The organism is Martinezella lusitana (assembly GCF_014207095.1).
GTDB lineage: Bacteria > Pseudomonadota > Alphaproteobacteria > Rhizobiales > Rhizobiaceae > Rhizobium > Rhizobium lusitanum_B.
Map to the genome: position 1 here is coordinate 1 of NZ_JACHBG010000021.1, position 20,011 is coordinate 20,011.

Annotated in this window: 23 protein-coding genes; 13 read left to right on the forward strand and 10 right to left on the reverse strand. The window is 60.9% G+C overall.

Annotation, left to right across the window (positions count from 1 at the left end; translation table 11 throughout):
- Nucleotides 1-138: 138 nt before the first annotated feature.
- The gene (locus tag GGD46_RS27140) at nt 139-603 is read right to left on the reverse strand and encodes a MarR family winged helix-turn-helix transcriptional regulator (RefSeq protein WP_184709711.1); all 465 of its coding nucleotides are present in this window, start codon (nt 601-603) and stop codon (nt 139-141) included.
- Between the two features lie 92 nt (nt 604-695).
- Between GGD46_RS27140 and GGD46_RS27145 the strand changes: the two genes are divergently transcribed.
- The 4 genes from GGD46_RS27145 (at nt 696) to ppa (ending at nt 4,771) form a co-directional block, all read left to right on the forward strand.
- Entirely contained in the window at nt 696-1,379 is a 684-nt protein-coding gene (locus GGD46_RS27145; protein WP_184709713.1) for a glutathione S-transferase family protein, read from the forward strand.
- 233 nt (nt 1,380-1,612) lie between these two features.
- Nucleotides 1,613-3,430, forward strand: coding sequence for a translational GTPase TypA (typA, locus tag GGD46_RS27150; protein WP_184709716.1), 1,818 nt, complete (start codon nt 1,613-1,615; stop codon nt 3,428-3,430).
- A 200-nt stretch (nt 3,431-3,630) separates the two neighbouring features.
- A complete protein-coding gene (locus tag GGD46_RS27155; RefSeq protein ID WP_184709718.1) occupies nt 3,631-4,137 on the forward strand; it encodes a GNAT family N-acetyltransferase in 507 nt (168 codons plus the stop codon).
- 97 nt (nt 4,138-4,234) lie between these two features.
- Complete coding sequence (ppa, locus tag GGD46_RS27160) at nt 4,235-4,771, forward strand: inorganic diphosphatase (RefSeq protein WP_184709720.1); 537 nt, start codon at nt 4,235-4,237, stop codon at nt 4,769-4,771.
- 3 nt (nt 4,772-4,774) lie between these two features.
- Here the strand turns inward: ppa and GGD46_RS27165 are convergent, their stop codons facing one another.
- Nucleotides 4,775-5,089, reverse strand: a complete 315-nt coding sequence (locus GGD46_RS27165) for a DUF167 domain-containing protein (protein ID WP_184709722.1) — start codon at nt 5,087-5,089, stop codon at nt 4,775-4,777.
- Nucleotides 5,086-5,409, reverse strand: coding sequence for a YggT family protein (locus GGD46_RS27170; RefSeq protein WP_184709724.1), 324 nt, complete (start codon nt 5,407-5,409; stop codon nt 5,086-5,088). Before GGD46_RS27170 ends, GGD46_RS27165 begins: the two co-directional genes overlap by 4 nt.
- Before the next feature lie 112 nt (nt 5,410-5,521).
- Between GGD46_RS27170 and GGD46_RS27175 the strand changes: the two genes are divergently transcribed.
- On the forward strand, nt 5,522-6,778 hold the full coding sequence (locus GGD46_RS27175; RefSeq protein ID WP_184709726.1) for an MFS transporter: 1,257 nt from the start codon (nt 5,522-5,524) through the stop codon (nt 6,776-6,778).
- Nucleotides 6,779-6,866: 88 nt separating this feature from the next.
- Here GGD46_RS27175 and GGD46_RS27180 read toward each other — a convergent pair whose 3' ends face one another.
- The 6 genes from GGD46_RS27180 to hemC form a co-directional block, all read right to left on the reverse strand.
- Nucleotides 6,867-7,592 carry a glutamine amidotransferase gene (locus GGD46_RS27180; RefSeq protein WP_184709864.1) on the reverse strand — a complete coding sequence of 242 codons (726 nt, stop codon included), beginning with the start codon at nt 7,590-7,592 and terminating at the stop codon, nt 6,867-6,869.
- Complete coding sequence (locus GGD46_RS27185; protein WP_184709728.1) at nt 7,585-8,070, reverse strand: TerB family tellurite resistance protein; 486 nt, start codon at nt 8,068-8,070, stop codon at nt 7,585-7,587. The genes GGD46_RS27180 and GGD46_RS27185 overlap by 8 nt, the downstream gene beginning before the upstream one ends.
- A 112-nt stretch (nt 8,071-8,182) precedes the next feature.
- On the reverse strand, nt 8,183-9,781 hold the full coding sequence (locus tag GGD46_RS27190; protein WP_184709729.1) for a heme biosynthesis protein HemY: 1,599 nt from the start codon (nt 9,779-9,781) through the stop codon (nt 8,183-8,185).
- Nucleotides 9,782-9,909: 128 nt separating this feature from the next.
- Nucleotides 9,910-11,166 (reverse strand): COG4223 family protein, encoded by a 1,257-nt coding sequence (locus GGD46_RS27195; protein ID WP_184709731.1) that lies wholly within the window; start codon nt 11,164-11,166, stop codon nt 9,910-9,912.
- A 79-nt stretch (nt 11,167-11,245) separates the two neighbouring features.
- A complete protein-coding gene (locus GGD46_RS27200; protein ID WP_184709733.1) occupies nt 11,246-11,974 on the reverse strand; it encodes a uroporphyrinogen-III synthase in 729 nt (242 codons plus the stop codon).
- A gap of 6 nt (nt 11,975-11,980) precedes the next feature.
- Entirely contained in the window at nt 11,981-12,910 is a 930-nt protein-coding gene (gene hemC / locus GGD46_RS27205; RefSeq protein ID WP_184709735.1) for a hydroxymethylbilane synthase, read from the reverse strand.
- Nucleotides 12,911-12,994: 84 nt separating this feature from the next.
- On the opposite strand from hemC, the gene tsaD reads away from it, so the two are divergent.
- Genes tsaD through GGD46_RS27230 form a run of 5 tightly spaced genes read left to right on the forward strand, consistent with a single transcriptional unit; the run spans nt 12,995 to nt 16,501 of the window.
- Entirely contained in the window at nt 12,995-14,092 is a 1,098-nt protein-coding gene (gene tsaD / locus GGD46_RS27210) for a tRNA (adenosine(37)-N6)-threonylcarbamoyltransferase complex transferase subunit TsaD (RefSeq protein ID WP_184709737.1), read from the forward strand.
- On the forward strand, nt 14,089-15,078 hold the full coding sequence (locus tag GGD46_RS27215; protein ID WP_184709739.1) for an NAD(P)H-dependent glycerol-3-phosphate dehydrogenase: 990 nt from the start codon (nt 14,089-14,091) through the stop codon (nt 15,076-15,078). The genes tsaD and GGD46_RS27215 overlap by 4 nt, the downstream gene beginning before the upstream one ends.
- 26 nt (nt 15,079-15,104) lie before the next feature.
- Entirely contained in the window at nt 15,105-15,398 is a 294-nt protein-coding gene (locus GGD46_RS27220) for a YciI-like protein (protein ID WP_184709741.1), read from the forward strand.
- Nucleotides 15,399-15,401: 3 nt separating this feature from the next.
- On the forward strand, nt 15,402-15,833 hold the full coding sequence (locus GGD46_RS27225; protein WP_184709743.1) for an EVE domain-containing protein: 432 nt from the start codon (nt 15,402-15,404) through the stop codon (nt 15,831-15,833).
- Nucleotides 15,785-16,501 (forward strand): methyltransferase, encoded by a 717-nt coding sequence (locus GGD46_RS27230; RefSeq protein WP_184709745.1) that lies wholly within the window; start codon nt 15,785-15,787, stop codon nt 16,499-16,501. The genes GGD46_RS27225 and GGD46_RS27230 overlap by 49 nt, the downstream gene beginning before the upstream one ends.
- Nucleotides 16,502-16,587: 86 nt before the next feature.
- On the opposite strand, the gene GGD46_RS27235 is transcribed toward GGD46_RS27230, so the two are convergent.
- Nucleotides 16,588-16,989, reverse strand: coding sequence for a hypothetical protein (locus tag GGD46_RS27235; protein ID WP_184709748.1), 402 nt, complete (start codon nt 16,987-16,989; stop codon nt 16,588-16,590).
- 301 nt (nt 16,990-17,290) lie between these two features.
- Between GGD46_RS27235 and sdhC the strand changes: the two genes are divergently transcribed.
- The 3 genes from sdhC to sdhA all read left to right on the forward strand — a co-directional run bounded on the left by sdhC (nt 17,291) and on the right by sdhA (nt 20,000).
- Nucleotides 17,291-17,689 carry a succinate dehydrogenase, cytochrome b556 subunit gene (gene sdhC, locus GGD46_RS27240; RefSeq protein WP_184709750.1) on the forward strand — a complete coding sequence of 133 codons (399 nt, stop codon included), beginning with the start codon at nt 17,291-17,293 and terminating at the stop codon, nt 17,687-17,689.
- A 66-nt stretch (nt 17,690-17,755) separates the two neighbouring features.
- On the forward strand, nt 17,756-18,136 hold the full coding sequence (gene sdhD / locus GGD46_RS27245; protein WP_184709753.1) for a succinate dehydrogenase, hydrophobic membrane anchor protein: 381 nt from the start codon (nt 17,756-17,758) through the stop codon (nt 18,134-18,136).
- 7 nt (nt 18,137-18,143) lie between these two features.
- Nucleotides 18,144-20,000 carry a succinate dehydrogenase flavoprotein subunit gene (sdhA, locus tag GGD46_RS27250; protein ID WP_184709754.1) on the forward strand — a complete coding sequence of 619 codons (1,857 nt, stop codon included), beginning with the start codon at nt 18,144-18,146 and terminating at the stop codon, nt 19,998-20,000.
- Nucleotides 20,001-20,011 lie beyond the last annotated feature (11 nt).

Below are 20,011 nucleotides of genomic sequence, written 5' to 3' on the forward strand. Positions count from 1 at the left end.
TCTGGGCATACTCGCCAACACCATCAAGCCAGAAGAGTGCGCCAACTACTTCTCAAACGCAGGCTACGCTTCCGTCAAAACATGAAACGCTCTAACGCTTTTTAGCAACGCTCGTTGCGGATTGATTTGCCCGCCCGATCAGGGCTTGCGCGACAGCATGGCTAACAGCCCGGCCAGCTGATCAGCTTGTGCATCATCCAGCTTGTCGCCCAAGTGGCGTTGAAGTGCCGGGGCATAGACTGCCCACATGCGGCTGCGCATGGCGCTCCCCGCTTCGGTGATGATGACCCAGCGGCCTCGGCCGTCGTCGGAAAATACTTCGCGGTAAACGAGGCCAGCCTTTTCCATCCGGTCGAGAAGGCGAGACAGGTTATGCTGGGCGAGAAGCGTGCGCTCCTCGATCTCATAGGGTCGCAACTTTCCGGCCGTGGCCTGCGCCAACTCCCACAGCACGTCATACCAGCCAAGTGGTGGCAGCTCCGCCGCCTTGAAGTCCTGCTCGATCGCGGCGAGGACGACTTGCTGAGTGCGCATCAGGCCTATCCACGCTCGCGTGATCGCGGGCGAAGGCCGTGGGATTTTGGCATCTGAATAATCGGACATGGATGCAATTACATCTATATTGACGGGACTGGCAAGCGCGGATATAGATGTAATTACATCTATATTGAGCGAAAACTTCCGGAGATGCGATTATGCCCGATACGAAACTGGTTCTCGTCAGCCATCACCTTTGCCCCTACGTCCAGCGAGCCGCCATCACGCTTGCTGAGAAGGGGGCGCCATTCGAGATCCGCTATGTCGATCTGTCGGCGAAGCCGGATTGGTTTCTGGCCATTTCTCCGCTCGGCAAAGTGCCGCTTCTGATCGTGCGGCAGAATGATGGGGTTGAAACGGTTCTGTTCGAGAGCGCCGTGATCTGTGAGTATCTTGAGGAAACCCAGCCAGGGCTGCGGCTCCATCCGGCCGATCCGTTGGCGCGGGCCCGGCATCGTGGCTGGATGGAGTTCGGTTCTTCCATCCTTTCGGACCTGTGGGGATTTGAGACCGCCAAGGATGAGGAAACCTATGAGGCCAAGCGGAAAGCGCTGGCCGATAAGTTCGCTCGTGTCGAGACGGAGTTGAAGGATGCTCCGTTTTTCGCCGGCGCGGCGTTCAGCCTGGTCGATGCGGTCTTTGCGCCGATCTTCCGTTATTTTGACGTGTTCGATACGATCACACCGACTGGCGTTTTCGATGGGCTGCGACGTGTCGCGGCATGGCGCGCGGAATTGGCTTTACGGCAAAGCGTGCGGGATGCGGTGACGCACGACTATGCGGATCGCCTCAAGGTTTTCCTGGTGAATCATGACGCTTGGCTGCTGAAGCGCGCCGCTTGACGGATGGCGTGGTCCTAAAGAAGGCGGGCGCAGCCTTTGATTTTGGCGGCAGGGAGAACTGAGAACCCTCACTATAATTGCGAGGTTGATGCGCTCGTGAGGCACGAAAAGCTGGCTTTCGGCTGCTTTCTTGCCTCCCCCCTTTCGCATTCGCGAAAAAAAGGGTATGAGCGCGCCAAATGCAATTGGCGTGTTTACTAGACACTGCGCCCCAGCCTCAGAGATTAAGACATATGGCACTTCGCAACATCGCGATCATCGCGCACGTTGACCATGGGAAAACCACCCTCGTCGACGAGCTTCTGAAGCAGTCCGGCTCCTTCCGCGAGAACCAGCGCGTTGCCGAACGCGTCATGGACTCGAACGACCTCGAAAAGGAACGCGGCATCACCATTCTGGCTAAGGCGACCTCGGTCGTCTGGAAAGATACCCGCATCAACATCGTCGACACCCCCGGCCACGCCGACTTCGGCGGCGAAGTCGAGCGTATTCTTTCGATGGTGGATGGCGCGATCGTTCTCGTCGACGCTGCTGAAGGCCCGATGCCGCAGACCAAGTTCGTCGTCGGCAAGGCGCTGAAGGTCGGCCTGCGTCCGATCGTTGCGATCAACAAGATCGACCGTCCGGACGCCCGCGCCGACGAAGTCATCAACGAAGTCTTCGATCTTTTCGCCAACCTCGACGCCACCGACGAGCAGCTCGACTTCCCGATCCTTTACGGTTCCGGCCGTAATGGCTGGATGAACTACTCGCCCGATGGCCCAAAGGACGAAGGCCTTGGCCCGCTTCTTGATCTCGTCGTCAAGCACGTTCCGGAGCCGACCGTTGGCGAAGGCCCGTTCCGCATGATCGGCACGATCCTGGAAGCCAACCCCTTCCTCGGCCGCATCATCACCGGCCGCATCCATTCCGGTTCGATCAAGCCGAACCAGGCCGTCAAGGTTCTCGGTGCCGACGGCAACCTCATCGAAACCGGCCGTATCTCGAAGATCCTCGCCTTCCGCGGCATCGAGCGCCAGCCGATCGAAGAAGCGCAGGCAGGTGACATCGTTGCTATCGCCGGCCTTTCCAAGGGCACCGTCGCCGACACCTTCTGCGATCCGCAGGTCTCCGAGCCGCTGGTCGCACAGCCGATCGACCCTCCCACAGTCACCATGTCCTTCATCGTCAACGACAGCCCCTATGCGGGTACCGAAGGCGACAAGGTCACCTCGCGCGTCATCCGCGATCGTCTCTTCAAGGAGGCCGAAGGCAACGTCGCGCTGAAGATCGAAGAAGCCGAAGGCAAGGATTCGTTCTACGTTTCCGGCCGTGGCGAATTGCAGCTCGCCGTTCTGATCGAAACCATGCGCCGCGAAGGCTTCGAGCTTGCCGTGTCGCGTCCGCGCGTCGTCATGCACAAGGACGAGAGCGGCCAGGTTCTCGAGCCGATCGAAGAAGTCGTCATCGACGTCGATGAAGAGCATTCCGGCATCGTCGTGCAGAAGATGTCCGAGCGTAAGGCTGAAATGTCCGAGCTGCGTCCTTCGGGCGGCAATCGTGTTCGCCTCGTCTTCCTGGCTCCGACTCGCGGCCTTATCGGCTATCAGTCGGAACTTCTGACCGATACGCGCGGCACCGCCGTCATGAACCGTCTGTTCCATGACTACCAGCCGTACAAGGGCGAAATCGGCGGCCGTGTGAACGGCGTGCTGCTCGCCAACGAAGCCGGCGAAGCCGTGGCCTACGCCCTGTTCAACCTGGAAGACCGCGGCCCGATGATCATCGACGCCGGCGAGAAGGTCTATGCCGGCATGATCATCGGCATCCACTCCCGCGACAACGACCTTGAAGTCAACGTGCTGAAGGGCAAGAAGCTCACCAACATCCGCGCCGCCGGCAAGGACGAAGCCGTGAAGCTGACGCCGCCGATCCGTATGACGCTCGACCGTGCTCTGTCCTGGATCCAGGACGATGAACTGGTCGAAGTCACGCCGAAGTCGATCCGTCTTCGCAAGATGTATCTGGATCCCAACGAGCGCAAGCGCTTCGAGAAGGCCCGTCTGGCCTGATAGCCAAACAGCCTGGAATCATGAGACCCCGGCCATCGTGCCGGGGTTTTTATTTGTGTGTTCGGTTTTTGAGCCCTTGTCCTAAAGGTTAAAAAGTCGTTAATTTTTGTTGATGATCCACGGATAAAGCCTGTGGGCAAGTTCGCCATCTTTATGAATGAGGATGGTTAATTCGCGTTCGCAAGACCAGAGTAGACGTTATGAAGACGTTGTCGATTGATGTTCGGCGGGCAGAACCCCATGATGCCCGAGCCATTTCGGAGGTGCACCGCCAGGCGTGGCAGTACACCTATGCCGGCATCATTCCGCATCGTGCTCTCGGGCAGATGATCGAGCGCCGCGGCGAGGGCTGGTGGCGCAAGGCGACTAGCGGCCCGGCCACGCTTCTGGTCCTCGATGTGGCCGGCGAGATCGCAGGCTATGCCACGCTTGGGCTCAACCGGGCTCGGGCTCTTCCGCAGGAGGGCGAAATCTACGAACTCTATCTGCGTCCGCAATATCAGGGTCTGGGCCTTGGGCGCATGCTGTTCGGCGAAGCACGCCGGCTTTTGAAGTCGCTCGGCTGCAAGGGACTGGTCGTCTGGTGCCTCGAGGAAAACGAAAACGCGGATCGCTTCTATCGCAGTCAGGGCGGCGTTGATTTCTGCGAAGGCATCGAAACTTTCGACCACAGACAGCTGAAGAAGATCGGCTTCGTCTGGCCTTAAGCGCCAACTAAATCAGCCGGTTTTCCGATGCGTTGTTGCGTTGCGGCATGAATCCTATTATTTGGCGGGCGGCAACCATCCTTATTAGGGGACATGTATGCGTATCGACGCGATTTCCATTGGCAAGAACCCGCCCGAAGACATCAACGTCATCGTTGAAGTGCCGGTCGGCGGTCATCCGATCAAGTATGAAATGGACAAAGAGGCCGGCACGCTGGTCGTCGACCGTTTCCTCTACACGCCGATGACCTACCCGGGCAATTACGGCTTCGTTCCTCACACGCTCTCCGAAGACGGCGACCCGATCGACGTGCTGATCGCCAGCACGCGTCCGCTCGTTCCCGGCTGCGTCATCAACGTTCGCCCGATCGGCGTGCTGAAGATGGAAGACAATTCCGGCAAGGATGAAAAGATCATCGCTGTCCCGTCGCCGAAGCTGACGCTGCGTTACGAGAAGGTCAAGGAACATACCGACCTTCCCGAAATCACACTGAAGCAGATCGAGCACTTCTTCGAGCACTACAAGGATCTGGAGCCCGGCAAATGGGTCAAGATCTTTGGCTGGGGCGGCTCCAAGGAAGCTGGCGAACTCATCCTCGAAGCTATCGAGCGCGCCAAGAAGGCAAAGGCCTGATATTCAGCCCTTCGCGATAGCGGTTAATTTCACCACTAGATCCTCCGGTTCGCCCTCGATCCGGAGGATTTTTTTACGCGCGGTTTCACCGTTGAGCAATGTAAGCGAGGATTTGGGGATGCCGAGGCTCTTGGCAAGCAGCGCAATCAGCGCCTTGTTGGCCTTGCCCTTTTCCGGCGCGACGGAGACGCGCGCCTTCAGGTAGCTTTCGCCGTCGCTGCCCGTTTCGACGCCGTCGATCGCGTCACGCCCGCCATTGGGCGTGAGACGCACGGATAGCCGCAGGTGATCCGAAGAGGCCTGCCAGGGCCGGCTCACCGCAGGAACAGCGGAACCAGCGAGTTCCACATCAGCGAGCGGATGAAGAAGATCAGCAGCAGCAGGATGACGGGCGAGATGTCGATGCCGCCGAGATCGGGCAGGATGCGGCGGATAGGGCGCAGAGCCGGTTCGGTGACCGCATACAGGAAGCTGCCGACGGAGTTGACGAACTGATTGCTCGAATTGATGACGTTGAAAGCATAGAGCCAGGAAAAGATGGCGCTGGCGATCAGCACCCAAGTATAAAGATTCAAAGCCAGATCAATGGTTTGAAATAAGGCGATCATTTCCGTCTCCATTTCGCGGTTGACAGACATGTAGACATTGGCGACTAAACGAGCAAGCCCCATGCTCCGAAGCGTGTTGAATCATGTTTAAATGGCGGGCAGCCGCTTTTGCGCTGGATGTCCGCTTGGAAAGTCCTACTCCATGTCGTTCGCTGCCAGCGGAGACCGGTTTGCCGCCTTCAGGCATATCGCCTATGCCTATTTCTTTTTCGCGCGCTTCCTCACCGCATTTGCCACCCAGGTCGTCAGCGTCTCGGTCGGCTGGCAGATGTACGAGCACACGGGCCAGCCGCTCTATCTCGGTCTGATCGGTCTGGTGCAGTTCCTGCCATCGCTCCTGCTCATTCTGGTGACGGGCACGGCTGCGGATCGCTACAACAGGCGCCTGATTGCAGCGATCTGCATTTTTGTCGGCACTCTCTGCGCGGCGGCGCTGCTGTTTCTTACCGTCTCGGGCAGTTTTGCGCCGCTTCTCGTGTTCATGATTCTCGTGGTTTTCGGTGTCGAGCGCGCATTCATGACGCCGGCGATGCAATCGCTGGCGCCCAATCTTATCCCGCCCGAAGACCTGACGAATGCCATCACCTGGAATTCGATGTCATGGGATGCAGCCGCCATCCTCGGCCCGGTAGCGGGCGGCTTGCTTTACGGCGTTGGCCCCAGCGTTGCTTACACCGTGGCCGTGCTTTTCTTTGCGTCCGGCTCGGTGCTGACCTTCCTCATCCCGAAGCCGCAGCAACGGGTTGCCCATGAGAAGCGCAGCCTGAGCGAAATGCTTGCCGGCTTTCGCTTCATCTGGTCGGAAAAGGTGGTGCTCGGCGCGGTCTCGCTCGATCTTTTCGCCGTATTGCTCGGCGGTGCCGTCGCGCTGATGCCCGTCTATGCGCGCGATATCCTGACGCTCGGACCCTGGGGTCTCGGCATGCTGCGCGCCGCGCCAAGCTTCGGCGCCATCGCCATGGGCGTGTTTCTGGCGACCTATCCCATCCGCAATCGTGCCGGCATCTGCATGTTCGCGGGTGTTGCCATGTTCGGCGTGGGAACGCTGGTCTTCGGTATCTCGCATACGCCGTGGCTGTCGATAGCAGCCCTTGCCCTCATGGGTGCATCCGACCTGATCTCGGTCTATGTGCGCGAAACGCTGATCACGCTCTGGACGCCGGATCACGTCCGTGGCCGCGTCAACGCCGTCAACATGGTCTTCGTCGGGGCATCGAACGAACTCGGCGAATTCCGCGCCGGCATCATGGCGCATTATTTCGGCGCGATCCCTGCCGTGGTCGTCGGTGGTCTCGGCACGCTTACGGTTGCGTTTCTTTGGGCGACCGGCTTCCCGCAGCTTCGCCAGATCGACAGTTTAAACGCGCCGGATCGCGATGGCGAACCGCAGTCGGCCTGAGCGCTGGGGATGGCGGCGTAGGCAGATCGATCCCTGCCGTGATCCGTGACTCGATTAGGCAGTCGGCGCGACCGACAGCTCTGGCATTTCAGGCAGCCATCGCTTGTTTGCCCTCGAAAACCAGATCGAGGAACTCCGATAGCCATGCCTTGAGCGCGGCGTCGAAGATCATGCGTCCCTCAAGATGTTCGCGGCCTTGCTGGGCGTTCGGCATGCAGAAGCGGTGTTCGCCATGCACGACCCAGCGCTGCATCATGGCGCGCGTGAGTTCGGCGTGGAATTGCAGGCCCCAGGCATTGGCGCCGTAGCGATAGGCCTGGTTGGGATAGGTCTCCGCCGTCGCCAGCAACTCGGCGCCATGGGGCAGATCGAAGCCCTCACGATGGAAATGGTAGACCATTTGCGGCCAGCGCATCAGCAGCCGGCCCTTTTCAGTGGGGTTCAGCGCATACCAGCCGATCTCGGTCTTGCCGTCGTCGCGCGCCTTCACCTTGGCGCCGAGATGGCGGGCGAGCATCTGCGCTCCCAGGCAGATGCCGAGATAGGGGCGGTTTTCCTTGAGCGGCACCTTCAGCCATTCGATCTCGGCCTTGACGAAATCATCGGGATCGTTGGCGCTCATCGGACCGCCAAAAATCACCGCGCCGCCATGGGCCGAAAGCGTCGAGGGCAGGCGGTCGCCGAGCACAGGGCGGCGGATATCGAGGTCATAGCCCTTTTCGAGAAGCATCTGGCCGACGCGACCGGGGCTTGAACGCTCCTGATGGAGCACGATCAATATGGGACGCCCGGTGCGCTTCGGCGCTTCAATCATCATTGCCGGTCTCCACCCTGATGCCGGGTGCGCGAGCCGCCGCCTCCTGGCGCTTCATGATGCGTTCGCGGTCGGAAATGCCCATGAGGTCGGCAATTCGCCAGATCGCGTGGTCTTCCATTTCGCTGCGTTCGCCGTCGGCATAGACGATATCCCAGAGGATGCCGAGCAGCTCAAGCCGTTGCGCGCTATCGAGATGACGCTTCAGATCCGAGGTGAAGCGATAGTAGTCGACCGCTTCGCTCTCGGCCTCTTCGCCGGCGGCGATCAGCGCGTCGAGCTGGCGGCCCGCAAGGCCGTATTGGTCCTTCAGAAGCTTGCGCAGCCTCTTCTTCTCGCTGTTCTCGATCTTGCCGTCGGCCTCCATGACCTGGATACAGAGCGCCGCTACCGCAACACGCGGATCGTCGGGTGCAAAGCCGGATTTCGGGTGGTCCTGGGTCAGGTTATGAAGAAATTCCTGAAATCGTTCAAACATCCGTATCCGTTCTTAATGCGAGCAGAGCAGGGGTCTTGGGTCACCATGCCCGATCTCTTCGTTTACATGCGCATTTCCAGCAAAACCGCAGCGCGGTCTTGCCGGACGTAGTCTAGAACAACTTGAGCCGTGTCTTGGGTTCCGGTTCAAGCTTGCGATCTTTTACGCCCGGATCATCCGGGGCGCCACCGAAGAAGGGCCGTGGTTCGGGCTCCCCTTGCGCCGCTGCGGCCGATGCGCTCGGCTTGGGCTTTGCCGCAGCCGGCTCCAATTCCATGACATAGGTATCGGATGGCGTCGCTGCAACTTTCGGTGAAGCCGGCGTCTCCGGCGCGGTTGCGGAGACGGGCGCGCGTACCGGCGGCAGCGATTTCAGAATCGCATCGACGGATACGGCCGTTCCCTCTTCCACCGGGCCTTCGATCTGGCCGAAGGGTGCTTTCCATTCGAAGGCGTCGAGGCGGCCCGTCACGGGCGATAGCGGCAACCATCTTTCCGAAACGAAGCCGTCGGCGACCCAGGCGGGATCGCGCGGAGCACGCAGCGCCTGCGCCATCCAATGCCGGACACGGCCCTGATCGCCGGTTTCGGCTTCCTCGATGTCTGCGAGAAGCAGAAAGGCGCCTTCGCGGGCATCAATCCTTGCGGCTGCTTCGGCCTTGTTACGGGCCTTGCTGAAATCGCCGGCATCCAGCGCCGCTTTGGCCGTCAAAAGCAGGGCTTCGACATTGTTGGGACGGATGGCCTCCAGCCGTTCGGCACGCTTCAGGCGGTCGGTGACGGAATCGCCGCTGCGAGCACGCACATAGGCCTTACCAATTTCAGGGTGCGGATGTGCCTTCCAGACTTGTTCGAGCATGGATGCGGCCTTGCGCACTTTGTCCTCGCGGAACAGGGCCTTGGCAGCGATCAAGGCGGCCGGCACGAAATCGGCCGCAAGCTTCAATGCAGCCAGCGCATCGTCGCGGGCGCCTGTCGGGTCGCTCTCCAGCCTGTCATTGGCGCGGGCCGTCAACAGCACGGCGCGCTGGCGGTTGGCCGTCGTCTTGTCGACGACGTGGGCGACCTTCTGCTGGTCGAGAAGCTTGATGGCATCATCCCAGCGGCCGGCCTGGCTGCGGTACTCCAGCGTTGCCTGCGCGGCCCAGGGCAGGTATGGCGCCTGATCGGCAGCCTTCTCGGCATATTGCTGCGCGGCTTCGTGCGCGCCGAGGCGCTTGGCTTCGAGATAGAGCCCACGCAAGCCGAGCTCGCGCGTTTCGGGATCGTTGGCCATCAGCTCGAATTTCTGGCGTGCCTCGTCGTTCTTGCCCTCGATGAGGGCGGCTTGGGCCTCAAGCAGATTGATGAGCGGTTCCTGGTCGGCGCGGATGAGGCCGCGCGTACGTGCCGCCATCTTGCGAGCAAGCAGGGCGTTGCCGGCACCGGCGGCAATCAACCCGGTCGACAGAGCCTGATAGCCTCGGTCACGCTTGCGGGCGCGGAAGTAGCGGGTCACGGAATGCGGCGAGGTCCAGATCAGCCGGACGAACCACCACACGATCATGACGGCAGCGATCAAGGCGATGAGGATTGCCGCGGCCACGATCAGCCTGGTCTGATAGAGCTGGCCTTCCCAGACCAGCGAAAGATCGCCCGGGCGATCCGCCAGCCACGAGAAGCCATAGCCGAGAGCCAGGACGAGAATGGCGAAGATAAGCAGTCTGATCATTGCTGCGCTCCGTCATTAGAGCCGGATGATTTTAGATCGAAGCGACCTAAAATCAGAATCCGCTCTAAAACCAAATAGGTAGAGCATGATGTTGTCCGAAAACCGATCACACTTTTCGGCATCATGCTCTAATTCTGTTTCCCGGTATTGGCGATTGCCTTCGACAGCGCATCGCTCACCAGATCCTCGACACGGATGCGGGCTTCCAGCGACTGCTTGAAGGCGGCGGAGGCGGATTTGGCCGTCTCTGGCAGGCTGTTCCATTCGTTGACCGCGCCAGGCAGATCGCCATTTTTCACCTTGTCTTCGAAGCGTGCGGCGATCGCATCGACGCCGTCGCCCGGAACATTGCCGACGGGGCGTACCTGCACCAGGGATTTCGCACCCGACATCAATCGATCGGTCCAGCTCTGGTTCGGGTCGTTGTTTTGCGTGGTGGCGACGATGGCGGTGGCGACATCGGTCACCTGACGGATAAGGTCGGCGCGCGAGGGAACGCCTGTCTGGGCGAAATTCTTGAGAGCGGCGACGGCAGGGTCGTCCGACGCAACATTGGCGAACGTATCGAGTTCGGGTCGAAAGGGGCCGCCGCGATCAATGGCGGCCTTTAGTGCGGCTGCCGCAATGGCGCGGGCAACCGCGCTTTCCTGGTTGGGACCGCTCAGTTTCTTCTCGGCGTCATCGAGGCGTTTGCTGACCTCGGCCTCCGATGTCGCCTGACTTTGAGTCGCCTTGCCGAGATCAGCTTTCAATTGACCGACCTCGGCTGTCAGCGAGGCGATTTTTTGATCGGCATCGGCACTCGTAGCGCCAGTCGATTCGCCTGGCGTACTGTTGGCGGCCGATGTTTCGAGTGCGGCAACACGGGCCGCGAGTGCGTTGTCCGGTTTCGCGGCGGGGGCTGCGGCAAGCTTGGCGATGCTTTGCTTCAGCTCGTCGATTTCGGCGTTGAGCGCGACGATATCGGCGGAATGGTCCTTGGTCGCGCCTCGGCCCGGCAACAGGCCGGCATATTGGATCGCGCCTGCGCAAACGAGGGCGATGAGGCCGCCGACAATCCCGGCGGCGATCAGGCCGGAGGTCGCTCCCTCCCGTCTCGGCTGCTCAGGACGAGGCGGCGCCGGATTGGGCTTCTGTTCTTCAGCGGCTTTCGGTTCTTCGGGGAGCGGGCCGAACACGCGCTCCCGATCTCTCCCCGGTAATGGTTCCTTCTCCGCTTCCAGCGGCATCTCCACTTCATTGGCGGAGGAAGAACCGGGGTCGACGTGGCCGCGCTCCGTCAATTCCTCGGGCGCTGCGTCCTGCGCAGTTTTTTCGGCTTCCAGGTCGATCGTGACCGGCTCGTCTTTGGGCTTCGAATGGTTAGGCGGTTTTCCCGGTACCATGAGGTCCTCTTTTCATGCGCTGCAACGAAGTTAGACAGACAAGGCGATTATGGAAAGACCTTAGATCAAAATTGCGGCCTTACTCTGCGACAAGGAGCGCCAGAAGTCGGTCTTCATCCGGCGTGCCAGCAATGTCGACATGTCGGTGCAGAGCAACGGGAATCGCTTCGGCGATGGCTTCACTCAGGCAGAGGAAACGTATCCCGTCGAACAGGGTTTGATTTCTTTGTACGAAGGATAGGCCGAAAAAGCGCTGCGCCGTCTGCTGGGAGTAGAGCAGCACCGCATCTGCCGGCCGGTCCACGAAAAGCTGGCTAAGGGTGGCGTCATCGGGAATAATATTCTGCATCCGGTAGCATTCGACCGTGCGGAAGGGCAGTCGCAGACCGGTCAATCCCGCCTCGAAACCGGCGGCGCGGGGAACGCCCGCCAGATAAAGAAGCAAAGCTCCGCCGTTGGCTGTGGCATGGCTCGAAATCAGGGCTGCCAGTTCGTTGCCGCCGCCTTCCGACGCCGTGATATTGGTGAAGCCAAGTTCGGCCGCTTCCTTTGCCGTTGCCTTGCCGACGGCAAAGATCGGGCGGGCGAGATGCTGGGCAAGAGCAGGCCCCAAAGCCGCCAGCACTCGAATCGCTTCGGCACTGGTGACGGCGATGGCGCCTTGGGTCTCAAGGAGTGCGCGCCTCGCGTCTTCGACATGATGAACGGGTTCGGCCAGCGGCAGCAAATGTGCCTCATGGCCCATCCGCGTCAATCGCCCGACGGTACGCTCACCCGAATGTTGAGGGCGGGTGACGACGACGCGCATGGGATCCTAGACCCAATCTTCGAAGAAGGTGCTGCCCGCTTCGGCGCGAATTGCCTGGCCTGCATTGACCCCGAGCGCCTCGGCATCACGGCGATGGCCCTCGATGGTCGTCGTGTGCACCTGCTTGCCATCGGGAGTAAGAATCATGCCGAAGAAGCGCAGATGATCGCCCTCGCAGATTGCATAGCCGGCAATCGGCGTGCGGCAGGAACCGTCGAGAGCTGCCAGGAAGGCGCGCTCGCAGGAGACGGCATCGAAGGTCGGCGCGTCGTTGATCGCAGCAAGCAGATCGTTCATCCTGACATCGTCGATGCGGCTTTCGATGGCGATTGCGCCCTGCGCCGGAGCCGGCGGGAACTCATCCGGATCGAGAATATCGGTGATGACTTCGACATTGCCGAGCCGCTTCAGGCCGGCAACGGCGAGCAGCGTCGCATCCGCCTGTCCCTCTTCCAGCTTGCGAAGGCGCGTCTGGACCGAGCCGCGGAATGTGATGACGTTGATATCGGGTCGCATACGACGGATCAGCGCCTGACGACGCAGCGAGGCGGAACCGACGGTGGCGCCATGCGGCAGATCGATCAACTTCGGTGCGGTGCGACCGATGACGGAATCGCGAATGTCCTCGCGCGGCAGATAGGCGTTCAGGGCCAGGCCTTCGGGCAGTTTGGTTGCCATGTCCTTGGCGGAGTGGACGGCGAAGTCGAGTTCGCCCGAAGTCAGTCTGTCTTCAAGCTCTTCCGTGAACAGGCCCTTGCCACCGATCGCCGCCAATGCGCGATCGGTGATGCGGTCGCCCTTGGTAGTCAGAACGACGATTTCAAACATCTCCTCCGGGAGGCCGTGTGCCGCCATCAGACGGTCGCGCGCCTCATAGGCCTGGGCGAGGGCCAGCGGGCTGCCCCGCGTGCCGATCCGGAAAGGTTTTGTTTGCATCCGCTTTGATCCGTTGTTACCGACAGTTCCCGTAACCATATTTCCGCTTTACCGCAATCGACCTGTAGGCAACGAACTTTCTCCATGACGTCCATTCTTCGTATTCTCGGCATCGAAACAAGCTGCGACGAAACCGCTGCGGCCATTGTCGAGCGCCGGGATGACGGTACACCTACGGTTTGTTCCGATGTCGTCCTCAGCCAGCTGGACGAACATAGCGCCTATGGCGGCGTTGTGCCGGAAATTGCCGCGCGGGCACACGTCGAGGCGCTCGATACGCTGATCGACGAAGCATTGAAACGCGCCAATGTGTCGCTCTCAGACGTCGATGCCATTGCCGCCACCTCCGGCCCCGGCCTCATAGGCGGGTTGCTCGTCGGGTTGATGACCGGCAAGGCGATCTCGCGCGCCACAGGCAAACCATTATACGCCATTAACCATCTGGAAGGCCATGCTCTTACGGCGCGGCTGACCGATGGACTTGCTTTTCCTTATCTCATGCTGCTCGTTTCCGGCGGCCACACGCAGCTTATCCTCGTGCGCGGCGTCGGAGACTATGAGCGCTGGGGGACGACCATCGACGATGCGCTGGGCGAAGCCTTCGATAAGACGGCCAAGCTGCTGGGACTGCCCTATCCTGGCGGGCCGGCCGTGGAGGCTGCTGCGAAAAACGGCAATCCGGATCGCTTCGATCTCCCGCGGCCGCTGGTGGGTGAAGCACGCCTCGATTTTTCCTTCTCCGGGCTCAAGACAGCAGTGCGTCAGGCGGCGACGGCCATTGCGCCCGTCACCGAGCAGGATATCGCCGACATCTGCGCCTCCTTCCAGAAGGCGATTTCGCGCACATTGAAGGACCGGATCGGCCGCGGCCTGCAGCGCTTCAAGACGGAGTTTCCGAAGACCGAGGAAAAGCCGTCGCTTGTCGTGGCAGGTGGCGTTGCCGCCAATCTGGAGCTGCGCCGCACGCTGCAGGAGCTTTGTGATGCCAACGGTTTCCGTTTCATCGCGCCGCCATTGAGATTGTGTACTGACAATGCCGTCATGATCGCCTGGGCGGGGCTCGAGCGCATGGCAAAGGGTGCAGCGCCTGACGATCTCGATGTGCAACCGCGTTCGCGCTGGCCACTGGATCAGAAGGCGGAAACCCTCCTGGGCCACGGTAAACGAGGAGCGAAGGCATGAGCGGCAACGAACGGATCGCAGTCATCGGCGCTGGGGCCTTCGGCACGGCGCTTGCCGCCGTCATCGCACTCACAGGCCGCAGCGCCGTGACGCTCGTCGGACGCAATGCCGGACTGATGAAGGATCTCGCCGCAGATCGCATGCATGATGCGGTTCTTCCCGGCATCGAGCTTCCGGATTCGCTGCAATTCTCCGCTGAAGCGGACTCTATTTCCGGTGCCGATATCGTCCTCTTCGCCATGCCCTCGCAAGCGCAGGCGGATGCAGCCCGGCATTACGGCCCTTATCTCGGCAAGGATGCCATCATCGTCACCTGCGCCAAGGGCATCGACAAGGTCTCCGGCGACCTTTTGACCGACATGCTCGAGCGGGAACTGCCGCAGCATGCCATCGCCGTGCTTTCCGGACCCGGCTTTGCTGCCGACATCGCCAAGGGTCTGCCGACGGCCATGGCGATCGCCGCTGCCGATATGGCTGTTGCCGAAAGGCTCGCGCAGGCGATCTCCGGTCCGACCTTCCGCCTTTACGCGTCGGATGACCGTATCGGCGTACAGCTCGGCGGCGCGCTGAAGAATGTCCTCGCCATTGCCTGCGGCATCGTCGAAGGCTGCGGCATTGGCGATTCGGCGCGTGCGGCGCTCATCAGTCGCGGTCTTGCCGAGATGTCGCGCTTCGTCGCGGCCAAGGGCGGCAAGGCGGAAACGGTGCGTGGGTTGTCCGGTCTTGGCGATCTCGTGCTGACGGCCACCAGCCATCAATCCCGCAATCTCAGATTCGGTATCGCGCTCGGCGAGGGGGATACGGTCGATCCGGCACACGGCACTCTGGTCGAAGGCGCCTATGCTGCCTCGATCGCGGCTCGGCTTGCGCATGAACTCGGCGTCGATATGCCGATCACCGATGCCGTTTCCGCCATCATCGACGGCAAGCTCGACATTTCCGCAGCCATCGGGCAATTGATGACACGGCCGATCACCACGGAATAGTTTTGGATATCTGAAGGAGACCAATCATGCTGTTCGCCTTTGTCTGCAAGGACAAGCCCGGTTACCTGAACGTCCGCATGGAGACGCGCCCGGCGCATTTGGAATATCTGAACAAGCTCAATGCCGAAGGCACTCTGAAGATGGCTGGTCCTTTCCTCGATACCGAAGGCAAGCCGAATGGCAGCCTGGTGGTCGTCAAGGCCGATAGCGTCGAAGCGGCGGTCGCCATCGCGGATGCCGACCCCTACACCAAGGCCGGATTGTTCGAGAGCGTCGAGATCAAGCCGTTCAACTGGGTTTTCAACAATCCGGAGGCATGAGACATGGCGCACTGGCTTTATAAATCCGAGCCGGCCTCCTGGTCGTGGCAGCAGCAGACGGACGCCGGCGACAAGGGGACCGAATGGACCGGCGTGCGCAACTATCTCGCCCGGAACAACATGCGGGCCATGCAGATCGGCGACAAGGGCTTCTTCTATCATTCCAATGACGGGCTGGAGATTGTTGGCATCGTCGAAGTCTGCGCGCTGGCGCATCCGGATTCGACCGCCAAGGACGATCTTCGCTGGGAATGTGTTGATATCCGCGCTGTCCGCGACATGCCGAAGCCGGTATCCCTCAAGGACGTCAAGGCCAATCCGAAGCTCGCGCAGATGGCGCTTGTCACCTCCATGCGGCTTTCGGTGCAGCCGGTAACGGACGAGGAATGGCTCGAAGTCTGCCGCATGGGCGGTCTGGACAATCCGCCGGTCTGATCCGGTTCGAGGATTCTTTGAAAACCGATCCGGAAAGTTTCATCCGCGCCAATACCAGTCTGATGGCGCCGCCGCATGTGCCGGAAATCCGGCTGCGTCTGGCGAGCGAAGCGCATGAGCTCTGGCTGAAGACGGAGGAGGAGCTGGAAGAGATCGGTCTGCCGCCGCCCTTCTGGGCCTTTGCCTGGGCGGGCGGCCAGGGTCTGGCACGCTACATCCTCGATCATCCGGAAAGTGTTGCCGGCAGAAGCGTGCTTGATTTCGCCAGTGGGTCCGGGCTCGTCGCGATAGCGGCCAAGCGTGCAGGCGCGAGCCATGTGCTCGCGGTCGATATCGATCCCTGGGCGGGTACGGCGATCCGGCTGAATGCTGTCGAAAACAACGTTGCCGTGGATTTTTCCGGAGAAGACATCATTGGCCGCCTGGTCGGGGCGGACGTCATTCTCGCCGGCGACGTTTTCTACGATCGCGATTTTGCCGCGAGCCTCGTTCCCTGGTTACGCGGCCTGGCGAGCGAAGGCAGGGCAGTTCTGGTCGGCGATCCCGGCCGCGCCTATCTTCCGAAGGATCGCCTGGAGCCGCAGGAGACCTATCAGGTGCCTGTCACGCGGGCGCTGGAGGACAGCGAAGTCAAGAAAACGACGGTCTGGCAATTTCTCGCCGATTAGCCGATTAAGAGCGGTCAGAGATCCAGGCCCTGCGCTGTTCCCGACGGAAACATCGGCGCATTTTTCCTGATCCGGCCTTGAGGCCCTCAGGGGCGAATCACGCAGACACCAGCTTCATGTGAACATGGGTCTGGAGCATGGCGGACGTTGATGACCTTGGCGCGCGGTCTCGGCTGCGGCGCTGCCGGGCGTGCATATGGGTCATAGTCGTTATAACCGACGACGTAAGTCCCGCCATTGGCCCGGTAGACATCCGCCGTGCCGGCATAGGTGCCGGTGCTTGCCGCCTCATGCCTGTCCATGAGTACGATTTTGGCCGGTTGCTGTTGCTTGAAGCCAAGCGAAGGCGCTAGCTGCGGCAAGCGCACGAGGCCTGAACGATCGTGATGGCGCCAGTGTCGATAATCGCCTGCAAGCGCCGAGGTCGCGGAAACGGTGGCCACTGCCGTCAAAACGAGCACTGCTGCCTTGAAAAGATTCGAACTCATGATTCGCTCCGTTTCCATCCGTTAATAAAATCTTAACGGCAGATTGCCCCAAGAGCGGTGCGAAGTCCACGTCAGGGTTGACGAAATGGTAAACGGCTCGGAATGAGGAGCCCGTCTTTGCATACTCGCTAAAGTGCAGAGCGATCCCAATCGATTAAATTCGATGCGGGCATCAATTGTGCTTGTCGATAGGCATTTCCGCGATTAATGGTCGCAATGATGCAACGCACACTGCACGTCCTGTGCGCCCGTTGCCCCGGAGTTCCGGGTTCTAAGCGTATCGTAACGCCGCGAGGTTCTGATGGCGAACGTCACACAAAACCGGCCCTTGTCGCCGCATCTGCAAATCTACAAACCAATTCCCACCATGGTCATGTCGATCGTCCACCGTATTACCGGCGGCGCGCTCTACTTCGGCACGGTGCTGGTTGCCTGGTGGCTGATCGCCGCTGCGACCGGCCAGGGCTATTTCGATCTGGTCAACTGGATCATGGGCTCGATCATCGGTCGGATCATCCTGTTCGGCTATACTTGGGCGCTGCTGCATCACATGCTCGGCGGGATGCGCCATTTCGTCTGGGATCTCGGCTATGGTTTCGACCCTGCCGTTTCGACGAAGATGGCCAAGATCACGATCATCGCCTCGATCTGTCTGACCGTACTGGTCTGGGTCATCGGCATCGCCATCCGGCTGGGTTGAATTGGCATGATCGTTTCCGGAAGCGCAGGGATGCCTTTCGGGATTGTGCTTTAGAGGATATTTCTCATGGATATGCGCACCCCTTTGGGCAAAGTCCGCGGTCTCGGTTCCGCCAAGGAAGGCACCGATCATTTCTGGCGCCAGCGCCTGACCGCCGTCGCTAACGTTCCGCTCTTCATTTTCTTCGTCATCTTCCTGATGATCTACGCCGGCGCGCCCTATGCGGAAGTCGTGCACGCGCTGTCGAACCCGCTCGTCGCCGTCATCTTCGGCCTGATGGTGATCTCCGGGATCATTCACATGAAGCTCGGCATGCAGGTCATCATCGAGGACTACGTCCACGGCGAATTCGGCAAGATCGTCCTTCTCATGCTCAACACGTTTTTCGCGGTCATTCTGGCGGGGCTCTGTCTTTTCGCCATTCTGAAGATCGCGTTCGTAGGATAAATGCATCATGGCACCGAACTCATCCGCTCAGAATGGGGCTGCTCAAAACGGGAAAGCCTACAAATATGTCGATCACTCCTATGACGTGATCGTCGTCGGCGCCGGCGGCGCCGGCCTGCGTGCCACTCTCGGCATGGCCGAGCAGGGCTTCCGCACTGCCTGCATCACCAAGGTCTTCCCGACCCGTTCGCACACCGTTGCCGCCCAGGGCGGCATTGCCGCTTCGCTGCGCAACATGACGCCCGACAGCTGGCAGTGGCACCTCTATGACACCGTCAAGGGTTCCGACTGGCTCGGCGACGTCGATGCCATGCAGTACATGGTCATGGAAGCGCCGAAGGCCGTCTACGAACTCGAGCATTACGGCGTGCCCTTCTCGCGTAACGAGGAAGGCAAGATCTATCAGCGCCCCTTCGGTGGCCACATGCAGAACTACGGCGAGGGACCGCCGGTGCAGCGCACCTGCGCTGCCGCCGACCGTACCGGCCACGCCATCCTGCACACGCTCTATGGCCAGTCGCTGCGCAACAATGCCGAATTCTTCATCGAGTATTTCGCGCTCGACCTGATCATGTCCGACGATGGCAGCCGCTGCACCGGCGTCGTCGCCTGGTGCCTCGATGACGGCACGATCCATCGCTTCGCCGCCAAGATGGTGGTGCTGGCGACCGGCGGCTACGGCCGCGCCTATTTCTCGGCAACGTCTGCCCATACCTGCACCGGCGACGGCGGTGGCATGGTGGCTCGCGCCGGCCTGCCTTTGCAGGACATGGAATTCGTTCAGTTCCACCCGACCGGCATTTACGGCTCGGGCTGCCTGATCACCGAAGGCGCACGCGGCGAAGGCGGCTATCTCGTCAATTCCGAGGGCGAGCGCTTCATGGAACGCTATGCTCCTTCGGCGAAGGACCTTGCCTCGCGCGACGTGGTTTCGCGCTGCATGACGCTGGAGATCCGCGAGGGTCGCGGCGTCGGCAAGAACAAGGACCACATCTTCCTGCATCTCGACCATCTCGATCCGGCCGTGTTGCACGAGCGCCTTCCCGGTATTTCCGAGAGCGCCCGCATTTTCGCCGGTGTCGACGTGACCCGCGACCCGATCCCGGTCCTGCCGACCGTTCACTACAATATGGGCGGCATTCCGACGAATTATTGGGGCGAAGTGCTGAACGCCGACAGCAACAATCCCGAGCGCGTGCTGCCGGGCCTGATGGCCGTCGGCGAAGCCGGCTGCGCTTCTGTGCACGGCGCCAACCGCCTCGGCTCCAACTCGCTGATCGACCTTGTCGTCTTCGGCCGCGCCGCCGCCATCCGTGCCGGTCAGGTCATCGACCGCGACGGTCCGGTTCCGGCGCTCAACGTTGCGGCCTGCGACAAGATCATGGATCGCTTCGATCGCCTGCGTCACGCCAGCGGCTCGACGCCGACGGCAGCGCTGCGCGAGAAGATGCAGCGCGCCATGCAGGAAGACGCCGCCGTGTTCCGCACGCAGGAATCGCTGGAATCCGGCTGCCGCCGCCTTTCGGAGATCTGGAAGGAACTGCCCGACATCAAGGTCACCGACCGTTCGCTGATCTGGAACTCAGACCTCGTCGAGACGCTCGAGCTGCACAATCTGATGGCCAATGCCATCACGACGATCTACGGCGCAGAGGCTCGCAAGGAAAGCCGTGGCTCGCATGCCCGCGAGGACTATACCGAGGGCAAGTTTGCCGGCCGTGACGACGACAACTGGCGCAAGCATACGCTTGCCTGGGTCAACGAGGCCGGCGACGTGAAGCTCGACTATCGTCCCGTTCACACCGACCTGATCGCCGAAGGCATCGATCCGCACAAGATCGAGCCGAAGGCACGCGTGTACTGATCTGAGAGGAA

Coding starts and splice junctions, on each gene's coding strand:
- typA (WP_184709716.1), top strand. CDS start 1,613: ATGGCACTTCGCAACATCGCGATCATCGCGCACGTTGACCATGGGAAA.
- tsaD (WP_184709737.1), top strand. CDS start 12,995: ATGACGTCCATTCTTCGTATTCTCGGCATCGAAACAAGCTGCGACGAA.
- GGD46_RS27185 (WP_184709728.1), bottom strand. CDS start 8,070: ATGTTTGAACGATTTCAGGAATTTCTTCATAACCTGACCCAGGACCAC.
- sdhD (WP_184709753.1), top strand. CDS start 17,756: ATGGATATGCGCACCCCTTTGGGCAAAGTCCGCGGTCTCGGTTCCGCC.
- GGD46_RS27175 (WP_184709726.1), top strand. CDS start 5,522: ATGTCGTTCGCTGCCAGCGGAGACCGGTTTGCCGCCTTCAGGCATATC.
- GGD46_RS27200 (WP_184709733.1), bottom strand. CDS start 11,974: ATGCGCGTCGTCGTCACCCGCCCTCAACATTCGGGTGAGCGTACCGTC.
- sdhC (WP_184709750.1), top strand. CDS start 17,291: ATGGCGAACGTCACACAAAACCGGCCCTTGTCGCCGCATCTGCAAATC.
- GGD46_RS27195 (WP_184709731.1), bottom strand. CDS start 11,166: ATGGTACCGGGAAAACCGCCTAACCATTCGAAGCCCAAAGACGAGCCG.
- GGD46_RS27190 (WP_184709729.1), bottom strand. CDS start 9,781: ATGATCAGACTGCTTATCTTCGCCATTCTCGTCCTGGCTCTCGGCTAT.
- GGD46_RS27230 (WP_184709745.1), top strand. CDS start 15,785: ATGGCTCGAAGTCTGCCGCATGGGCGGTCTGGACAATCCGCCGGTCTG.
- GGD46_RS27235 (WP_184709748.1), bottom strand. CDS start 16,989: ATGAGTTCGAATCTTTTCAAGGCAGCAGTGCTCGTTTTGACGGCAGTG.
- hemC (WP_184709735.1), bottom strand. CDS start 12,910: ATGCAAACAAAACCTTTCCGGATCGGCACGCGGGGCAGCCCGCTGGCC.
- GGD46_RS27170 (WP_184709724.1), bottom strand. CDS start 5,409: ATGTCTGTCAACCGCGAAATGGAGACGGAAATGATCGCCTTATTTCAA.
- GGD46_RS27140 (WP_184709711.1), bottom strand. CDS start 603: ATGTCCGATTATTCAGATGCCAAAATCCCACGGCCTTCGCCCGCGATC.
- GGD46_RS27225 (WP_184709743.1), top strand. CDS start 15,402: ATGGCGCACTGGCTTTATAAATCCGAGCCGGCCTCCTGGTCGTGGCAG.
- GGD46_RS27180 (WP_184709864.1), bottom strand. CDS start 7,592: ATGATTGAAGCGCCGAAGCGCACCGGGCGTCCCATATTGATCGTGCTC.
- GGD46_RS27145 (WP_184709713.1), top strand. CDS start 696: ATGCCCGATACGAAACTGGTTCTCGTCAGCCATCACCTTTGCCCCTAC.
- sdhA (WP_184709754.1), top strand. CDS start 18,144: ATGGCACCGAACTCATCCGCTCAGAATGGGGCTGCTCAAAACGGGAAA.
- ppa (WP_184709720.1), top strand. CDS start 4,235: ATGCGTATCGACGCGATTTCCATTGGCAAGAACCCGCCCGAAGACATC.
- GGD46_RS27215 (WP_184709739.1), top strand. CDS start 14,089: ATGAGCGGCAACGAACGGATCGCAGTCATCGGCGCTGGGGCCTTCGGC.
- GGD46_RS27155 (WP_184709718.1), top strand. CDS start 3,631: ATGAAGACGTTGTCGATTGATGTTCGGCGGGCAGAACCCCATGATGCC.
- GGD46_RS27220 (WP_184709741.1), top strand. CDS start 15,105: ATGCTGTTCGCCTTTGTCTGCAAGGACAAGCCCGGTTACCTGAACGTC.